The organism is Pseudomonas sp. ADPe (assembly GCF_014843515.1).
Classification (GTDB): Bacteria; Pseudomonadota; Gammaproteobacteria; order Pseudomonadales; family Pseudomonadaceae; genus Pseudomonas; species Pseudomonas citronellolis.
The window spans coordinates 4,243,228-4,258,258 of the sequence record NZ_CP062122.1 but is presented as its reverse complement, the minus strand read 5'-3'; the positions used below and the strand labels follow the sequence as shown (position 1 = coordinate 4,258,258).

At 64.9% G+C, this 15,031-nt stretch carries 16 protein-coding genes, 3 tRNA genes and 1 pseudogene; 11 read left to right on the top strand and 9 right to left on the bottom strand.

What is annotated here, in order from left to right; all coding sequences use genetic code 11:
* Positions 1–17 precede the first annotated feature (17 nt).
* From murI to hemA, 5 genes are read right to left on the bottom strand one after another with little or no spacing between them, the layout of a single operon-like run.
* Positions 18–812, bottom strand: coding sequence for a glutamate racemase (murI, locus tag IG194_RS19375; protein WP_058488495.1), 795 nt, complete (start codon positions 810–812; stop codon positions 18–20).
* The gene (locus IG194_RS19370; protein ID WP_058488494.1) at positions 805–1,590 is read right to left on the bottom strand and encodes a molybdopterin-synthase adenylyltransferase MoeB; all 786 of its coding nucleotides are present in this window, start codon (positions 1,588–1,590) and stop codon (positions 805–807) included. Before IG194_RS19370 ends, murI begins: the two co-directional genes overlap by 8 nt.
* Complete coding sequence (gene prmC / locus IG194_RS19365; RefSeq protein WP_058488493.1) at positions 1,584–2,414, bottom strand: peptide chain release factor N(5)-glutamine methyltransferase; 831 nt, start codon at positions 2,412–2,414, stop codon at positions 1,584–1,586. The genes IG194_RS19370 and prmC overlap by 7 nt, the downstream gene beginning before the upstream one ends.
* Before the next feature lie 6 nt (positions 2,415–2,420).
* On the bottom strand, positions 2,421–3,503 hold the full coding sequence (gene prfA, locus IG194_RS19360; RefSeq protein WP_043273586.1) for a peptide chain release factor 1: 1,083 nt from the start codon (positions 3,501–3,503) through the stop codon (positions 2,421–2,423).
* The gene (gene hemA, locus IG194_RS19355) at positions 3,500–4,768 is read right to left on the bottom strand and encodes a glutamyl-tRNA reductase (protein WP_043273585.1); all 1,269 of its coding nucleotides are present in this window, start codon (positions 4,766–4,768) and stop codon (positions 3,500–3,502) included. The genes prfA and hemA overlap by 4 nt, the downstream gene beginning before the upstream one ends.
* A 189-nt stretch (positions 4,769–4,957) precedes the next feature.
* On the opposite strand from hemA, the gene IG194_RS19350 reads away from it, so the two are divergent.
* The 10 genes from IG194_RS19350 (at position 4,958) to IG194_RS19305 (ending at position 12,149) form a co-directional block, all read left to right on the top strand.
* Positions 4,958–6,679 (top strand): tetratricopeptide repeat protein, encoded by a 1,722-nt coding sequence (locus IG194_RS19350; protein WP_043273584.1) that lies wholly within the window; start codon positions 4,958–4,960, stop codon positions 6,677–6,679.
* Between the two features lie 8 nt (positions 6,680–6,687).
* On the top strand, positions 6,688–7,311 hold the full coding sequence (gene lolB, locus IG194_RS19345; protein WP_009617438.1) for a lipoprotein insertase outer membrane protein LolB: 624 nt from the start codon (positions 6,688–6,690) through the stop codon (positions 7,309–7,311).
* A 1-nt stretch (position 7,312) separates the two neighbouring features.
* Entirely contained in the window at positions 7,313–8,161 is an 849-nt protein-coding gene (ispE, locus tag IG194_RS19340) for a 4-(cytidine 5'-diphospho)-2-C-methyl-D-erythritol kinase (RefSeq protein ID WP_058488492.1), read from the top strand.
* 32 nt (positions 8,162–8,193) lie between these two features.
* Positions 8,194–8,268, top strand: a tRNA-Gln gene (locus IG194_RS19335).
* 58 nt (positions 8,269–8,326) lie between these two features.
* Positions 8,327–8,401: transfer RNA gene (locus tag IG194_RS19330), tRNA-Gln, on the top strand.
* A gap of 84 nt (positions 8,402–8,485) precedes the next feature.
* Positions 8,486–9,427, top strand: coding sequence for a ribose-phosphate pyrophosphokinase (locus IG194_RS19325; protein ID WP_024128138.1), 942 nt, complete (start codon positions 8,486–8,488; stop codon positions 9,425–9,427).
* Positions 9,428–9,533: 106 nt separating this feature from the next.
* Entirely contained in the window at positions 9,534–10,145 is a 612-nt protein-coding gene (locus IG194_RS19320; RefSeq protein ID WP_009617434.1) for a 50S ribosomal protein L25/general stress protein Ctc, read from the top strand.
* Between the two features lie 40 nt (positions 10,146–10,185).
* Positions 10,186–10,770 carry an aminoacyl-tRNA hydrolase gene (gene pth / locus IG194_RS19315; protein ID WP_043273581.1) on the top strand — a complete coding sequence of 195 codons (585 nt, stop codon included), beginning with the start codon at positions 10,186–10,188 and terminating at the stop codon, positions 10,768–10,770.
* Positions 10,771–10,794: 24 nt separating this feature from the next.
* Positions 10,795–11,895, top strand: a complete 1,101-nt coding sequence (gene ychF / locus IG194_RS19310; RefSeq protein WP_058488491.1) for a redox-regulated ATPase YchF — start codon at positions 10,795–10,797, stop codon at positions 11,893–11,895.
* A 177-nt stretch (positions 11,896–12,072) separates the two neighbouring features.
* Positions 12,073–12,149, top strand: a tRNA-Met gene (locus IG194_RS19305).
* Positions 12,150–12,230: 81 nt separating this feature from the next.
* On the opposite strand, the gene IG194_RS19300 is transcribed toward IG194_RS19305, so the two are convergent.
* From IG194_RS19300 to IG194_RS19280, 4 genes and pseudogenes are all read right to left on the bottom strand, one after another.
* Positions 12,231–12,650, bottom strand: a complete 420-nt coding sequence (locus tag IG194_RS19300; RefSeq protein ID WP_058488490.1) for a type II toxin-antitoxin system VapC family toxin — start codon at positions 12,648–12,650, stop codon at positions 12,231–12,233.
* Complete coding sequence (locus tag IG194_RS19295) at positions 12,647–12,892, bottom strand: FitA-like ribbon-helix-helix domain-containing protein (protein ID WP_009617429.1); 246 nt, start codon at positions 12,890–12,892, stop codon at positions 12,647–12,649. Before IG194_RS19295 ends, IG194_RS19300 begins: the two co-directional genes overlap by 4 nt.
* A gap of 80 nt (positions 12,893–12,972) precedes the next feature.
* Positions 12,973–13,665 (bottom strand): annotated as a pseudogene (locus tag IG194_RS19290) (tyrosine-type recombinase/integrase); the annotation flags it as partial.
* A gap of 219 nt (positions 13,666–13,884) precedes the next feature.
* On the bottom strand, positions 13,885–14,118 hold the full coding sequence (locus IG194_RS19280; protein WP_058488489.1) for a hypothetical protein: 234 nt from the start codon (positions 14,116–14,118) through the stop codon (positions 13,885–13,887).
* A 120-nt stretch (positions 14,119–14,238) separates the two neighbouring features.
* Between IG194_RS19280 and IG194_RS19275 the strand changes: the two genes are divergently transcribed.
* On the top strand, positions 14,239–14,508 hold the full coding sequence (locus IG194_RS19275) for a DNA-binding protein (protein WP_082996276.1): 270 nt from the start codon (positions 14,239–14,241) through the stop codon (positions 14,506–14,508).
* Positions 14,509–15,031: the final 523 nt, after the last annotated feature.

Sequence of the window (15,031 nt, the reverse complement as noted above, 5' to 3'; positions counted from 1 at the left end):
CGCGGAAACTTCCTTGCTCAATCGGCAAAAAAACTGACCGATTCATCAAGGCCCCACAGCACCGGCAACACCCTCTCGAACATCTCGACCGCCCCGCTGGTGAAGAAGTGCGTTTTTTTTGCCGGCCCCCGCGCCTCCAGGCCGCGGCTGGCCAGCGACGCCTGCAGGTGGCGGGCCACTGCGGCGCCGGTGTCGATCAGCGATACGCCGGGCGGCAGCATCCGGCCCAGCAGCGGGCGCAGGAAGGGGTAATGGGTGCAACCGAGGATCAGGGTGTCGCAGCCTTCGGCCAGCAACGGCTCGACGAAGCCCCGGAGTAGCTCGCGGGTCTGAGGCCCCTCCAGGTCGCCGGCCTCGATGCGCTCGACCAGCCCCGGGCAGGGCTGGGTGATCACCCGCACGTCGCTGGCGAAGCGGTCGAGCAACGCGGCGAAGCGCGCGCTCTTCAACGTACCGGTGGTCGCGAGCACGCCGACCACGCCGCTGCGGGTTGCCGCCGCGGCCGGTTTCACCGCCGGCTCCATGGCCAGGATCGGCAGCTGTGGATAACGCTCGCGCAGGTCGGAGGCCGCCGCCGCGGTGGCGGTGTTGCAGGCCAGCACCAGGGCCTTGCAGTCGCGGGCGATGAGAAATTCGGCGATGCGCCGGCAACGCTCGCGGATGTATTCCGGGGTTTTCTCGCCGTAGGGCACGTGGCCGCAGTCGGCCAGGTACACCAGCGATTCGTCCGGCAGCCGCGCGCGGATCTCGCGCAGCACCGAAAGGCCGCCGACGCCGGAGTCGAAGACCCCTATCGGCCGCTCGTCAGCCATGCCGTGAACCGCAGACCGCGCACTGCGGGTCGCGCTTGACGCGCAGCTCGCGGAAGCGCGTGCCCAGGGCGTCCACCAGCAGCAGGCGGCCCACCAGCGGCTCGCCGAAGCCGGCCAGCAGCTTCAGCGCCTCCAGCGCCTGCAGGCTGCCGACCAGGCCCACCAGCGGCCCGGCCACGCCGGCTTCGCTGCAGGTCAGCTCGGCTTCGCTGCCGTGGCCGTAGAGGCAGTGGTAGCAGGGGCTGTCGTCGCGGCGCGGGTCGAATACCGAGAGCTGGCCTTCCAGGCGGATGGCCGCGCCGCTGACCAGCGGCTTGCCGGCGGCGACGCAGGCGGCGTTGACCGCCTCGCGGGTGGAGAAGTTGTCGCAGCAGTCCAGCACCAGGTCGACCTGGGCCAGCACCGCGGCCAGGGAATCCTCGTCCAGCGCCTGGCGGTGCGGCACCAGCTTCACCTGCGGGTTGATGGCGGCCAGGCGGGCCATGGCCGAGTCCACCTTGCTGCGCCCGACCTGGGTGCTGTCGTGCACCACCTGGCGCTGCAGGTTGGTCACGTCGACGCTGTCGAAATCGGCCAGGTGCAGCTCGCCGACGCCGGCCGCGGCCAGGTACAGCGCTACCGGCGAGCCCAGCCCGCCGAGGCCGACGATCAGCACGCGGGCCTGTTTCAGGCGCAGCTGGCCGTCGATGTCGATCTGCGGCAGGAGGATCTGCCGGCTGTAACGCAGCAGTTCTTCGTCGTTCAACTGTTCGTCGTTCAACTCTTGGTCGTTCAACATGGCAGGCGCCCCAGGCTGATGCGTTCGTGGCCGCCGAGGTCGCGGCGGCTTTCCACTTCGCTGAAACCGTTGCCCAGCAGCAGGTCGCGCACCGCCGCGGCCTGGTCGTAGCCGTGCTCCAGCAGCAGCCAGCCGCCCGGTTCGAGGAAGCGCGGGGCCTGGGCGACTATCAGGCGGATGTCGTCGAGGCCGTCGTGGCCGGCCACCAGCGCGCTCTTCGGCTCGAAGCGCACGTCGCCCTGCTGCAGGTGCGGGTCGCTGCCGGGGATGTACGGCGGGTTGCCGACGATCAGGGCGAAGCGCTCGCCTTCCAGGGCGGAGAACCAGTGGCTCTGGCGGAAGCCGACGTTGGCCAGGCGCAGGCGCTCGCGGTTGCGTTCGGCCAGGGCCACGGCCTCGGGAATGCGGTCGACGCCGCTGACCTGCCAGCTCAGGCGCTCGCAGGCCAGGGCCAGGGCGATGGCGCCGGTGCCAGTGCCCAGGTCGAGCACCCGCGCCGGGCTGGCCGGCATCAGTTGCAGGGCGGTTTCCACCAGCAGCTCGGTGTCCGGACGCGGGATCAGGGTATGCGGCGCCACTTCCAGGTCCAGGCTCCAGAAGCCCTGGCGGCCGAGGATGTAGGCCACCGGCTCGCCGGCGCGGCGGCGCGCCAGCCAGCCTTCGAAGCGTTCACGCACCTCACGGTCGACCACCCGCTCCGGCCAGGTGCGCAGGAAGCTGCGCGGCTTGCCCAGGGCGGCGGCCAGCAGCAGCTCGGCGTCCAGGCGCGCGCTGGGCGAATCCGGCAGTTGCGCTTCGGCGAGCAGAGTCATGATGGTGGCCATGGCGCCTCAATCCCCCAGGGCGGCCAGCTGGTCGGCCTGGTATTCCTGCAGCAGCGGTTCGATCACCTGCTCCACTTCGCCCTCCATCACCTCGCCCAGGGAGTACAGGGTAAGGTTGATGCGGTGGTCGGTGACCCGTCCCTGGGGGAAATTGTAGGTGCGGATGCGCTCGGAGCGGTCGCCCGAGCCCACCAGCAGCTTGCGGGTGCTGGCGATGGCCTGCTGCGCCGCGGCCTGCTGCTGGTCGTTGAGCTTGGCCGCGAGCCAGGCCATGGCCTTGGCGCGGTTCTTGTGCTGCGAACGCTCCTCCTGGCACTCGACCACGATGCCCGAGGGGATGTGGGTGATGCGCACGGCCGAGTCGGTCTTGTTCACGTGCTGGCCGCCGGCGCCGGAGGAGCGATAGGTGTCCACCCGCAGGTCGGCCGGGTTGATCTCGATGGCCGCCTGCTCGTCGGGCTCCGGCAGCACCGCCACGGTGCAGGCGGAGGTGTGGATGCGGCCCTGGGATTCGGTGGCCGGCACGCGCTGCACGCGGTGCGCCCCGGATTCGAACTTGAGCTTGGCGTAGACGTTGTCGCCCTCGACGCGGGCGATCACCTCTTTATAGCCGCCGTGTTCGCCCTCATTCTCCGAGAGGACTTCGACGCGCCAGCCCTGGCGCTCGGCATAGCGCGAATACATACGGAACAGGTCGCCGGAGAAGATCGCCGCCTCGTCGCCGCCGGTGCCGGCGCGGATTTCCAGGAACACGTTGCGCCCGTCGTTCGGGTCCTTGGGCAGCAGCATGCGCTGCAAGGCGTCTTCCAGCTCGGCCAGGCGCGCCTTGGCGCTGGCGACTTCTTCCTCGGCCATCTCGCGCAGGTCCGGGTCGCTGTCCTTGAGCAGCGCCTGGGCGCCCTCCAGGTCGGCCTGGGTCTTGCGGAAGTCGCGGAACGCCAGGATCACCGGCTCGACTTCGGCGAACTCGCGGGAATAGGCGCGGAACTTGGTCTGGTCGCTGATCACCTCGGCGTCGCCGAGCAGAGCGGTGAGCTCCTCGTAGCGGTCGCTGAGGGTGTCCAGCTTGGTCAACAGGGAGGCTTTCATCGCTTCTCAGGGCCCTCGTCGAGGGCGAACAGTTCCTGGGCCAGGGCCAGCGCATCGATGCGGCCCTCGGCGGAGAGTTTCTTCATCTGTACGCTGGGCGCGTGCAGCAGTTTGTTGGTCAGGCCGCGGGCCAGCTGGGCGAGGATGTCCGCCGGGTCGCCGCCGTTGGCCAGCAGGCGCTGGGCCTTCTGCAGTTCCTCGTCGCGCAGGCGCTCGGCCTGCTGGCGGTAGGCGCGCAGCACGTCCACCGCGGCCAGCTCGCGCAGGCGCTGCATGAATTCGTGGACGCCGTCGCCAACCAGCTCCTCGGCGGCCTGGGCGGCGCCCTGGCGGCTCTTGAGGTTCTCCGCCACCACTTCGTGGAGGTCGTCGACGCTATAGAGGTAGACGTCGTCCAGTTCGCCGACTTCCGGCTCGATGTCGCGCGGCACGGCGATGTCGACCATGAACATCGGCTTGTGCCGGCGCTGCTTGAGCGCCCGCTCCACCGCGCCCTTGCCGAGGATCGGCAACTGGCTGGCGGTGGAACTGATGACGATGTCGCTGTGCGCCAGGTGCTCGGGCATGTCCGCCAGCAGGATCGCCTCGGCGCCCAGCTCCTGGGCCAGCAGGCTGGCGCGTTCGAGGGTGCGGTTGGCCACCACGATGCGCTTCACGCCCTGCTCGTGCAGGTGGCGGGCGACCAGGGTGATGGTCTCGCCGGCGCCGATCAGCAGCGCCTGGCTGCGGTGCAGGTCGCTGAAGATCTGCCGCGCCAGGCTGACCGCGGCGAAGGCCACCGACACCGGGTTCTCGCCGATGGCGGTGTCGGTGCGCACGGTCTTGGCGGTGCTGAAGGTGGCCTGGAACAGGCGGCCGAGCATCGGGCCTATGGTGCCGGCCTCGCGGGCCACGGCGTAGGCGGACTTCATCTGGCCGAGGATCTGCGGCTCGCCGAGCACCATGGAGTCCAGGCCGGCGGCCACGCGCATCATGTGGCGCACCGCGTCCTCGTCCTGGTGCACGTAGGCGCAGTTGCGCAGCTCGTCCAGGCTCAGGCGGTGGTAGTCGGCGAGCCAGGCCAGCACGTCCTCGGCTTCCGGGTGCTCGATCTCCAGGTACAGCTCGCTGCGGTTGCAGGTGGAGAGGATCGCCGCCTCGCGGCTGGCGGTCAGCCGGCAGAGCAGCTGCAGGGCCTCGACCATCTGCCCGGGGGTGAACGCCACGCGCTCACGGACGGCCACGGAAGCTGTCTTGTGGTTGATGCCAAGGGCGATGAAGGCCATGCGGGATCGCTGAGGTAATTCGGGAAGCCCGCAATTGTCCTACGTCGACCGGTGGAGGACAACCACCGCAATACAAGCAGCCGATCTGTGCGTCTATGCTGGGTTTGGCGGCCCCCACCCCATGGGCTTGCCGAATGGCTTATGTCATGATGGGGCACAACCCGCCGTTCAGGTCCCTCTCTTTCGTCTATGAACAAATCCCTAGCGCTGCTGACCGCCCTGCTGCTGCTCGGTGGCTGCCAATCCATGCTGCACAAGGAACCGGCGCCGAAACCGGCCAAGGACAGTGCGGCCAGCGCGGAGAAGGGCCGCAAGTACGGCTCCTTCAGCGAGGACACCCTGTACTCCCTGCTGGTGGCGGAGATCGCCGGGCAGCGCAACCGCTTCGACATCGCCCTGGCCAACTACGTCGACCAAGCCAAGCAGACCCAGGATCCGGGCGTGGCCGAGCGCGCCTTCCGCATCGCCGAGTACCTGGGCGCCGACCAGGAAGCCCTGGACACCTCGCTGATCTGGGCCAAGGCCGCCCCCGACGACCTCGACGCGCAGCGCGCCGCCGCCCTGCAGCTGGCGCGCACCGGCCAGTACGACGAATCCATGGTGTACATGGAGAAGGTCCTCAACGGCCAGGGCGACACCCATTTCGACTTCCTCGCCCTGTCCGCCGCGGAAACCGACGCGGACACCCGCGCCGGCCTGCTGCAGAGCTTCGACCGCCTGCTGAAGAAGTATCCCGACAACGGCCAGCTGCTGTTCGGCAAGGCCCTGCTGCTGCAGCAGGACGGCCGCCCGCAGGAGGCCCTGAGCCTGCTGGAGAGCAAGCCGGCCAGCCGCCACGAAGTGGCGCCGATGCTGCTGCGCGCGCGCCTGCTGCAGAGCATGAAGCGCAGCGACGAGGCCCTGCCGCTGCTCAAGGCCGGCATCAAGGAACACCCGGACGACAAGCGCGTACGCCTGGCCTACGCTCGCCTGCTGGTGGAGCAGAACCGCCTGGACGACGCCAAGGCCGAGTTCTCCGCCCTGGTGCAGCAGTTCCCCGACGACGACGACCTGCGCTTCTCCCTAGCCCTGGTGTGCCTGGAGGCCCAGGCCTGGAACGAAGCCAAGGTCTACCTGCAGGAACTGGTCGAACGCGACAGCCACACCGACGCCGCGCACTTCAACCTCGGCCGCCTCGCCGAGGAGCAGAAGGACCCGGAAACCGCACTGAAGGAATACGCCCAGGTCGGCCCGGGCAACGACTTCCTCCCGGCGCAGCTGCGCCAGAGCGAAATCCTCATGGACTCCGGGCGCAGCGCCGAAGCCTCGCGGCGCCTCGCCGAGGCCCGCGAGCGCCAGCCCGACTACGCCATCCAGCTGTACCTGATCGAGGCCGAGGGCCTGTCCAACCGCAACCAGACCGACCGCGCCTGGCAGGTCATCGAGCAGGGCACCAAGCAGTTCCCCGACGACCTCAACCTGCTCTACACCCGCTCCATGCTGGCGGAGAAGCGCGACGACCTGGTGCAGATGGAGAAGGACCTGCGCCTGATCATCCAGCGCGAGCCGGACAACGCCATGGCGCTCAACGCTCTAGGCTACACCCTGGCCGACCGCACCACGCGCTACGACGAGGCCCGCGAGCTGATCCAGAAGGCCCACCAGCTGAACCCGGACGACCCGGCCATCCTCGACAGCCTGGGCTGGGTCAACTACCGCCTGGGCAACCTCGACCAGGCCGAAACCTACCTGCGCCAGGCCCTGGAGAAGTTCCCCGACCACGAAGTGGCCGCCCACCTGGGCGAAGTGCTCTGGGCCCGCGGCAAGCAGCGCGAGGCCCGCGAAGTCTGGAGCACCGCCCTGCAGAACCAGCCCGACAGCCCGGTGCTGCGCGACACCCTGCTGCGCCTGACCGGGTCCAAGACCCCCTGAGATTTCCCATGCGTCTGATTCACGTCCTTGGCGCCGCCGCCCTGCTCCTGCTCAGCGGCTGCGCCGGCTTCACCACCCAGGAAGCCCTGCAAGGCCAGGGCAACGCCAACAGCTGGAAGACCCACAAGGAACGCGTCGCCGCCCTCGATGGCTGGCAGATCGACGGCAAGGTCGGCATTCGCGCGCCCCGGGATTCCGGCAGCGGCACCCTGTTCTGGCTGCAACGCCAGGGCTACTACGACATCCGCCTGTCCGGCCCGCTGGGCCGCGGCGCGGCGCGCCTGACCGGGCGCGAAGGCGCGGTGACCCTCGAAGTCGCCGGTCAGGGCCGCTACCAGGCCGAGTCCCCCGAGGCCCTGCTGGAGCAGCAGATGGGCTGGCGCCTGCCGGTATCCCACCTGCTCTGGTGGATCCGCGGCCTGCCGGCCCCGGACAGCAAGAGCCGCCTGACCCTCGACAGCGACAGCCGCCTGGCGCGCCTGGAGCAGGACGGCTGGGACGTGGAATACAGCAGCTACGCCCAGCAGGACGGCTACTGGCTGCCCGAGCGCCTGAAGCTGCACGGCGAGAACCTCGACGTCACCCTGGTGATCAAGAGCTGGCAACCGCGTCTGCTCGGCCAGGCCCGCTGACATGCGCGAACGCCTGACGCTGCCGGCCCCGGCCAAGCTCAACCTGTTCCTGCACATCCTCGGGCGCCGCGCCGACGGCTACCACGAGTTGCAGACGCTGTTCCAGTTCCTCGACCACGCCGACGAACTGCACTTCGCCCCCCGCGAGGACGGGCAGATCCGCCTGCACACCGAGATACCCGGCGTGCCCCACGACAGCAACCTGATCGTCCGCGCCGCGCGCCAGCTGCAGGAACAGTCCGGCTGCCGATTGGGCGCCGACATCTGGCTGGACAAGCACCTGCCCATGGGCGGCGGCATCGGCGGCGGCAGCTCGGACGCGGCCACCACCCTGGTCGGCCTCAACCACCTCTGGCAACTGGGCTGGGACGAAGACCGCCTGGCGGCCCTGGGCCTGGGCCTGGGCGCCGACGTTCCGGTGTTCGTGCGCGGCCGCGCGGCCTTCGCCGAAGGGGTGGGCGAGAAGCTCACGCCGGTCGAACTGGAGGAGCCCTGGTTCCTCGTCGCCGTGCCGCAAGTCTTTGTCAGCACAGCAGAAGTTTTCTCCGATCCCGAGTTGACACGGGATACCGCGCCCATTAAAGTTCGCAGCCTTCTCGGGGTGGACGGTCGAAACGACTGTCAGACGGTCGTCGAGAAACGTTACCCAGCTGTACGTAACGCGCTGATGTCGTTGAACAAATTCACATCGGCCAGACTGACCGGAACCGGAGCTTGTGTGTTTGGGAGCTTCCCAAACCAGGGCGATGCTGATAAAGTTCGCCGCCAACTTCCGGCCACTCTGCCAAGCTTCGTCGCACGGGGTCGCAACATCTCCCTGTTGCATCGCAAGCTTCAAGAGCTGACCTGAGAAGGGATGCAGAGCATTCGGTTGTACGATACAGGGGCGTCGCCAAGCGGTAAGGCAGCAGGTTTTGATCCTGCCATGCGTTGGTTCGAATCCAGCCGCCCCTGCCATTAACCCCACGGGGGTTTGCGTACGACGGTAACCGAAGCGCTGCACAGCAAAATTCATAGGGGCGTCGCCAAGCGGTAAGGCAGCAGGTTTTGATCCTGCCATGCGTTGGTTCGAATCCAGCCGCCCCTGCCATATACAAAAAAGCTGTTCAAAAGCCACGGCCTTTGAACAGCTTTTTGGTTCATCAGGCCCACCCTCAGCCGGCAGGTACTGCGCGTGTCCAAGATGATGGTCTTCACGGGGAACGCCAACCCCGACCTGGCACGCCGAGTCGTGCGTCAACTGCACATTCCCCTCGGTGATGTTTCCGTCGGCAAGTTCTCCGATGGCGAAATCAGTGTCGAAATCAACGAGAACGTCCGCGGCAAGGACGTCTTCCTGATCCAGCCGACCTGCGCTCCGACCAACGACAACCTGATGGAACTGGTGGTGATGGCCGATGCCTTCCGCCGCTCCTCGGCCACTCGTATCACCGCGGTCATCCCCTACTTCGGCTATGCCCGCCAGGATCGCCGCCCGCGTTCCGCCCGCGTGGCCATCAGCGCGAAGGTCGTCGCCGACATGCTGACCGTGGTGGGCGTCAACCGCGTCCTCACCGTCGACCTGCACGCCGACCAGATCCAGGGCTTCTTCGATATCCCCGTCGACAACATCTACGGCTCGCCCGTACTGGTCGACGACATCGAGGACCAGCGCTTCGAGAACCTGATGATCGTCTCCCCGGACATCGGTGGCGTGGTGCGCGCTCGCGCCGTCGCCAAGTCCCTGGGCGTGGACCTTGCCATCATCGACAAGCGTCGTCCGAAGGCCAACCAGTCCGAAGTCATGCACATCATCGGTGATGTCGAAGGCCGTACCTGCGTACTGGTCGACGACATGGTCGATACCGCCGGCACCCTCGGCCACGCCGCCAAGGCTCTGAAAGAGCACGGCGCCGCCAAGGTCATCGCCTACTGCACCCACCCGGTGCTGTCGGGCCGTGCCATCGAGAACATCGAGGGTTCCGTACTGGACGAGCTGGTGGTGACCAACACCATCCCGCTGTCCGCCGCTGCCCAGGCCTGTGGCCGCATCCGCCAGCTGGACATCGCGCCGGTCGTGGCCGAAGCCATGCGCCGGATCAGCAACGAAGAATCGATCAGCGCCATGTTCCGCTGAGGAACAGGGCCTGACGAAAGCGCCCCGCCACGGCGGGGCAATTGAAGATTCGCCCGAACGCTGGTCGCAAGCGCTCGGGCGATCTTTTCATTGTGGAGATAGAGTAATGGTTGACTTTGTTCTGAATGCCCAAGCGCGTTCCGACCTGGGGAAAGGTGCGAGCCGCCGCCTGCGTCGTAACGCCGGCCTGGTTCCCGCGGTCATCTACGGCGGCGAGAAAGCCCCGGTTTCCGTGACCCTGGAACTGCGTGAAATCGCCAAACTGCTGGAAAACGAGGCTGCCTTCAGCCACGTCATCGCCCTGAACGTCGATGGCGCCAAGGAAACCGTGCTGATCAAGGCCCTGCAGCGCCATCCGGCCAAAGGCTTCGTCATGCACGCCGACTTCCTGCGCGTCGTCGCCGACCACAAGCTGACCGCTCACGTTCCGCTGCACTTCCTCAACGAGGAAACCGCAGTTGGCGTCAAGCAAGGCGGCGGTGAAGTTTCCCACGTCATTTCCGAAGTCGAAGTTTCCTGCCTGCCGAAAGACCTGCCGGAATTCATCGAAGTCGACCTGGCGAAAGTCGAAGTCGGTCAGATCGTTCACCTGTCCGACCTCAAGCTGCCGAAAGGCGTGGAACTGGTTCAACTGGCCCATGGCAACGACCTGGCCGTGGCCAACATCCACGCTTCCCGCGTAGTCAAGGAAGAAGGCGAGGAAGGCGCGGCCGAGTAATCGCTCGCTAGCCTCCCGCCTCAAGGAAAGGGCCCCCGTCGTGACCGCCGTGCAACTGATCGTTGGCCTGGGCAACCCAGGCCCGGAATACGAACAGACCCGGCATAACGCGGGGGCCCTTTTCGTCGAGCGCCTGGCCGACCGCGAACGCGTCAGCCTGAGCCCCGACAAGAAGTATTTCGGCCTGGTCGGCAAGTTCAGCCACCAGGGCCGCGACGTTCGTCTGCTCATCCCCACCACCTACATGAACCGCAGCGGCCAGGCCGTGGCGGCGCTCGCCGGGTTCTTCCGCATCCCGGTCGAAGCCATCCTGGTGGCCCACGACGAACTCGACATGCCCCCCGGTACCGCCAAGCTCAAGAAGGGCGGCGGCCATGGCGGGCACAACGGGCTGCGCGACATCATCGCCCAGCTCGGCAACCAGAACGGCTTCCATCGCCTGCGGCTTGGCATCGGCCATCCGGGGCACAGCAGCCTGGTCTCCGGCTTCGTCCTCGGCCGCGCCCCGCGCAGCGAGCAGGAGCTGCTGGACGCCAGCATCGATTCCGCCCTCGGCGTGCTGCCGGAAATGCTCGCAGGCGACTGGACCCGCGCGATGCACAAGCTGCACAGCCCGAAGGCCTGACCCGTCTCGCCAGAGGTACACAGCATGGGCTTCAACTGCGGCATCGTCGGCTTGCCCAACGTCGGCAAATCCACCCTGTTCAACGCCCTGACCAAATCGGGTATCGCGGCGGAGAACTTCCCCTTCTGCACCATCGAGCCGAACAGCGGCATCGTGCCCATGCCCGACGCGCGCCTCGACGCCCTGGCGGCGATCGTCAAGCCCGAGCGGGTGCTCCCCACCACCATGGAATTCGTCGACATCGCCGGCCTGGTGGCGGGCGCCTCCAAGGGCGAGGGCCTGGGCAACAAGTTCCTCGCCAACATCCGCGAGACCGACGCCATCGCCCACGTGGTGCGCTGCTTCGAGGACGACAACGTCATCCACGTCAGCAACAGCGTCGACCCCAAGCGCGACATCGAGATCATCGACCTCGAACTGATCTTCGCCGACCTCGACAGCTGCGAGAAGCAACTGCAGAAGGTCGCCCGCAACGCCAAGGGCGGTGACAAGGAAGCGGTGGCGCAGAAAGCCCTGCTGGAAAAGCTCATCGCCCACTTCACCGCCGGCAAGCCCGCGCGCAGCCTGGTCAAGGACATGGCTGACGAAGAGAAGCGCCTGGTGCGCGGCTTCCACCTGCTGACCAGCAAGCCGGTGATGTACATCGCCAACGTCGCCGAGGAAGGCTTCGAGAACAACCCGCACCTGGACGCCGTGCGCGCCATCGCCGAAGAAGAAGGCGCAGTCGTGGTGCCGGTGTGCAACAAGATCGAAGCGGAAATCGCCGAACTGGACGACGACGAGGAGAAGCAGATGTTCCTCGAGTCCATGGGCATGGAAGAGCCGGGCCTGAACCGCGTGATCCGCGCCGGCTACGAACTGCTCAACCTGCAGACCTACTTCACCGCCGGGGTGAAGGAAGTCCGCGCCTGGACCGTGCGCATCGGCGCCACCGCCCCGCAGGCCGCCGCAGTGATCCACACCGACTTCGAAAAAGGCTTCATCCGCGCCGAAGTCATCTCCTACGACGACTTCATCCAGTACAAGGGCGAAGCCGGCGCCAAGGAAGCCGGCAAATGGCGCCTGGAAGGCAAGGACTACATCGTCAAGGACGGCGACGTGATGCACTTCCGCTTCAACGTCTAAGCCCCCGGCAGCGCCCCAAAGCGCCCGCCAGCAAGCCGAAAAGGCCCCGCGCAGCCCGCGGGGCCTTTTTCGTTCCCGCCCTACCGCTCGTCCCGCTAAACGCTTGAAAGAACAGAAAAATATCTAACCAAAGGGGGTTGACAGCCTCCCGAAAGATCCGGAAAATGCGCGCCACTCGGCTACATAGCTCAGTCGGTTAGAGCGCAGCATTCATAATGCTGATGTCCCAGGTTCAAGTCCCGGTGTAGCCACCATTATTTTCAAGGGGTTAGCGAAAGCTAACCCCTTTTCTTTTGCCTGTGGTGACTACGAAGTGACTACAGCGTGTCTACCGCCTAGCCCTTCCAGGGATCAATCAGCGGAACACCGAAGCTTTCGAAGTGCCGGACATTCCGCGTGGCGATCTGCGCGCCATTCAACCTGGCAATCGCGGCAATCTGCCCATCCGCCATATCGGCAATCTTGCCTCGCGCTTCGCTCGCAGCAACCAGTTCGGCATAGTGCACCGCTGCATCGGTATCGAACGGCAGGATGTTGCCGGAGAAGTCTTCCTCGAACATTGCGAGGGCCAGGTCATGGAGGGCCTGCTTACGCTTCCCATCGGGCATCCTGGCTATGCCGTAGAGAATTTCTGCCACAGTGATCGCACAGATGTGCAAGTCATCCACAGACTGGGCATCGAGCCAGGCCACCACTGCCGGATCCGGATTGGGCCTCATCAATTCCGAAAGCACATTGGTGTCGAGCAGAATCATTCATCAAAGTCCGCAGCCCGAGCCTTGGTCTTGCGCGCCGGTAGCTCGATTTCAGCGCCACCCACGGAAGCAAAGCGAGCATGGATTCGGCTACCCAGCCCTCCCCGCTTCTCCCCCTTGGAGAGCGCCTGAGCGAGGATGATCCGCACTTCCTCCTCCATCGAGCGACCGTGGCTGGCGGCAACCACGCGAAGCTTGGCTTTGAGATCTTCATCCAGGTTTCTAATAGTGATGCTGGCCATAATCGTCTCCGACGCAATCAATGAAATCACTGATAGCATACTAGGGCTCATCCCATTACACCAACGGTTCCTGACAACGTTCACAGCTCATCCAGAGAAACCTCCCGAGACGGCTCGTTCACTCGCTTCTCAACGATTCGGCATAGCTCCATATCATCTTCAGCTTCGTCGATATCTGCTGCATCCAGTTGATGCTCCGACTGCACAAGGGGTGATAGACGCATGGCGGACTCCAGATGCTCCGGCGACAGGTGTGCATAACGCATGGTCATGGTGATGGAGGAATGCCCGAGAATGCGCTGCAACGTCAGTATGTCGCCTCCGCCCATCATGTAATGACTAGCGAAGGTATGCCGTAGGATGTGTGTCATCTGGCCGGGCGTGTGGAAACCGCAACGCCGGTATGCACTGCGAAAGGCAGCACGGCAGGACATGAACAGGCGACCAGTACCGGGCATACCCCGTTTGAGAATCAGCCTCTCCAAGTCCTTAGGAATAGGCACCGCCCTACTCTGCCGGTTCTTGGTTCGGTGATAGTGGACCTTCCCACCCTGGACGGCGCCTCGGGGCAGGCTTTCGGCCTCATTCCAACGGGCATCAGTGGCGAGACACAACATCGCGACGGGATACGTGTGGGTGTTCGTGCTTGCTTTGCACTCCTCCAGCAGCAGCGACACCTGATCCGTCTTGATCTGGCGGACCTTGGCCAGGGGGTTCACCTTGTGCCAGGACCCTAGACGAATCAGCTCCGAGAAGACCGCCGACACCCCACGCACGCGGTAGGCCTGCAAGGCGCGTTCGCGGGGAAGACTAAAATAGCGGCGGACCTCAGCTTCGGCGGGGAAGCACGAAACCGACTCTTCAATCCATGGCAGTCGGCGCGGGAAGCCCCCTGATGGACGCGATGCCAGCGGCGTTGGCGAGCCGGGCCGTGGAGCGTGGACATTTCGACGAGGTAGTGAGTGCGCCTCGCTTTCTCAGTGGCGAGCGGCTTACTCATCGTCGTAATCCCCTTGGCAGAAGATCGACTTGCCCCGCTCCAGATCACGGCGGATGCGATGGAGGTTGATGACGCGACGGCGGCCGATCTTGGCGGTGAGGATGGTCTTGGTCTCGGCCCAGCCACGCACTACGTCCTCGGTGATCTCTTCCAGGCCCAGCATCTGGGCGAATACCGCCTGGGAGCAGAATAGAGCGGTGAACCCCACTATTCCAGACTCTTCCATACGAAATCCCTATAATCGGGCGAGACTTAACCAGCTCTCGAATGGAGTAAAATTTACCCCTTAGTAAAATTTACTCCCGCCTCTAGGCTTAGTAAAGGTTACTCCTGGCGGGAAATTTCTATGGATCCTGTACGAAATAGAGCATTACAACTGATCCGAACAATTGGTCCTAAGCATCTCAGCGAGCTCGGAGGAAAAAACTACGACCGCTGGAAAAATATCAGCGGCGGGAAGATCAGAATCAGTACGGAAGAAGTAGGAATTCTTGCGGACGCATTTCCGCAGTACGCCCTATGGTTGATCTCAGGACGGATCGAACCTCAAAACGGCCATGTGAGCCCGGCCTATGACGAGGCCAATATAAGCTTGCGCCAACCAAACGCGGAGTAGAGCTGACACGGAAAGCAGCACTGCGCTGGCTCACGAAGGGATAGCAATACAGGAGGAACTCACCATGAAACGATTCGTCACCATCACCACTCTCCTTCTCAGTACTGCAGCAATCGCAGAAGAAAAGACCGCTCTCTCCGAAACGGTAAGACCAGGATCACCGATACCGAGATTGAGGCAGTCGTAGAGTTATTCCCTCAGTACGCACTATGGCTCGTGACTGGAAAAATCGCTCCAGATAGCAACTACGATGAGGCAAGCCGAAACTTGACCGAACAAAACGCGGGATAGAGATCACTCAAATAGCTGCTAGGCGTTAGCTTACCCAAGACAAATCCGCCAAGAAGATATAATGCATGTGTCAGCAGGCTTAGCCTGCGCTAGGCATCAGAAGGTGACGAGTATGCTCAGCGAATAAGTCTCGCTCCATGCTTTTCAGTATTTTCCTGTTGGTGTGCTGGGTAGGGCAGCATAAGGTTTATGCTGCCCCTACGCCTCTAAACTTTCCAATAAGCACTCAAAA

Bases quoted from the DNA above. Each gene is read 5' to 3' on its own strand.
- murI (WP_058488495.1), bottom strand. From the start codon at position 812: ATGGCTGACGAGCGGCCGATAGGGGTCTTCGACTCCGGCGTCGGCGGC.
- IG194_RS19370 (WP_058488494.1), bottom strand. From the start codon at position 1,590: ATGTTGAACGACCAAGAGTTGAACGACGAACAGTTGAACGACGAAGAA.
- prmC (WP_058488493.1), bottom strand. From the start codon at position 2,414: ATGGCCACCATCATGACTCTGCTCGCCGAAGCGCAACTGCCGGATTCG.
- prfA (WP_043273586.1), bottom strand. From the start codon at position 3,503: ATGAAAGCCTCCCTGTTGACCAAGCTGGACACCCTCAGCGACCGCTAC.
- hemA (WP_043273585.1), bottom strand. From the start codon at position 4,768: ATGGCCTTCATCGCCCTTGGCATCAACCACAAGACAGCTTCCGTGGCC.
- IG194_RS19350 (WP_043273584.1), top strand. From the start codon at position 4,958: ATGAACAAATCCCTAGCGCTGCTGACCGCCCTGCTGCTGCTCGGTGGC.
- lolB (WP_009617438.1), top strand. From the start codon at position 6,688: ATGCGTCTGATTCACGTCCTTGGCGCCGCCGCCCTGCTCCTGCTCAGC.
- ispE (WP_058488492.1), top strand. From the start codon at position 7,313: ATGCGCGAACGCCTGACGCTGCCGGCCCCGGCCAAGCTCAACCTGTTC.
- IG194_RS19320 (WP_009617434.1), top strand. From the start codon at position 9,534: ATGGTTGACTTTGTTCTGAATGCCCAAGCGCGTTCCGACCTGGGGAAA.
- ychF (WP_058488491.1), top strand. From the start codon at position 10,795: ATGGGCTTCAACTGCGGCATCGTCGGCTTGCCCAACGTCGGCAAATCC.
- IG194_RS19300 (WP_058488490.1), bottom strand. From the start codon at position 12,650: ATGATTCTGCTCGACACCAATGTGCTTTCGGAATTGATGAGGCCCAAT.
- IG194_RS19295 (WP_009617429.1), bottom strand. From the start codon at position 12,892: ATGGCCAGCATCACTATTAGAAACCTGGATGAAGATCTCAAAGCCAAG.
- IG194_RS19280 (WP_058488489.1), bottom strand. From the start codon at position 14,118: ATGGAAGAGTCTGGAATAGTGGGGTTCACCGCTCTATTCTGCTCCCAG.
- IG194_RS19275 (WP_082996276.1), top strand. From the start codon at position 14,239: ATGGATCCTGTACGAAATAGAGCATTACAACTGATCCGAACAATTGGT.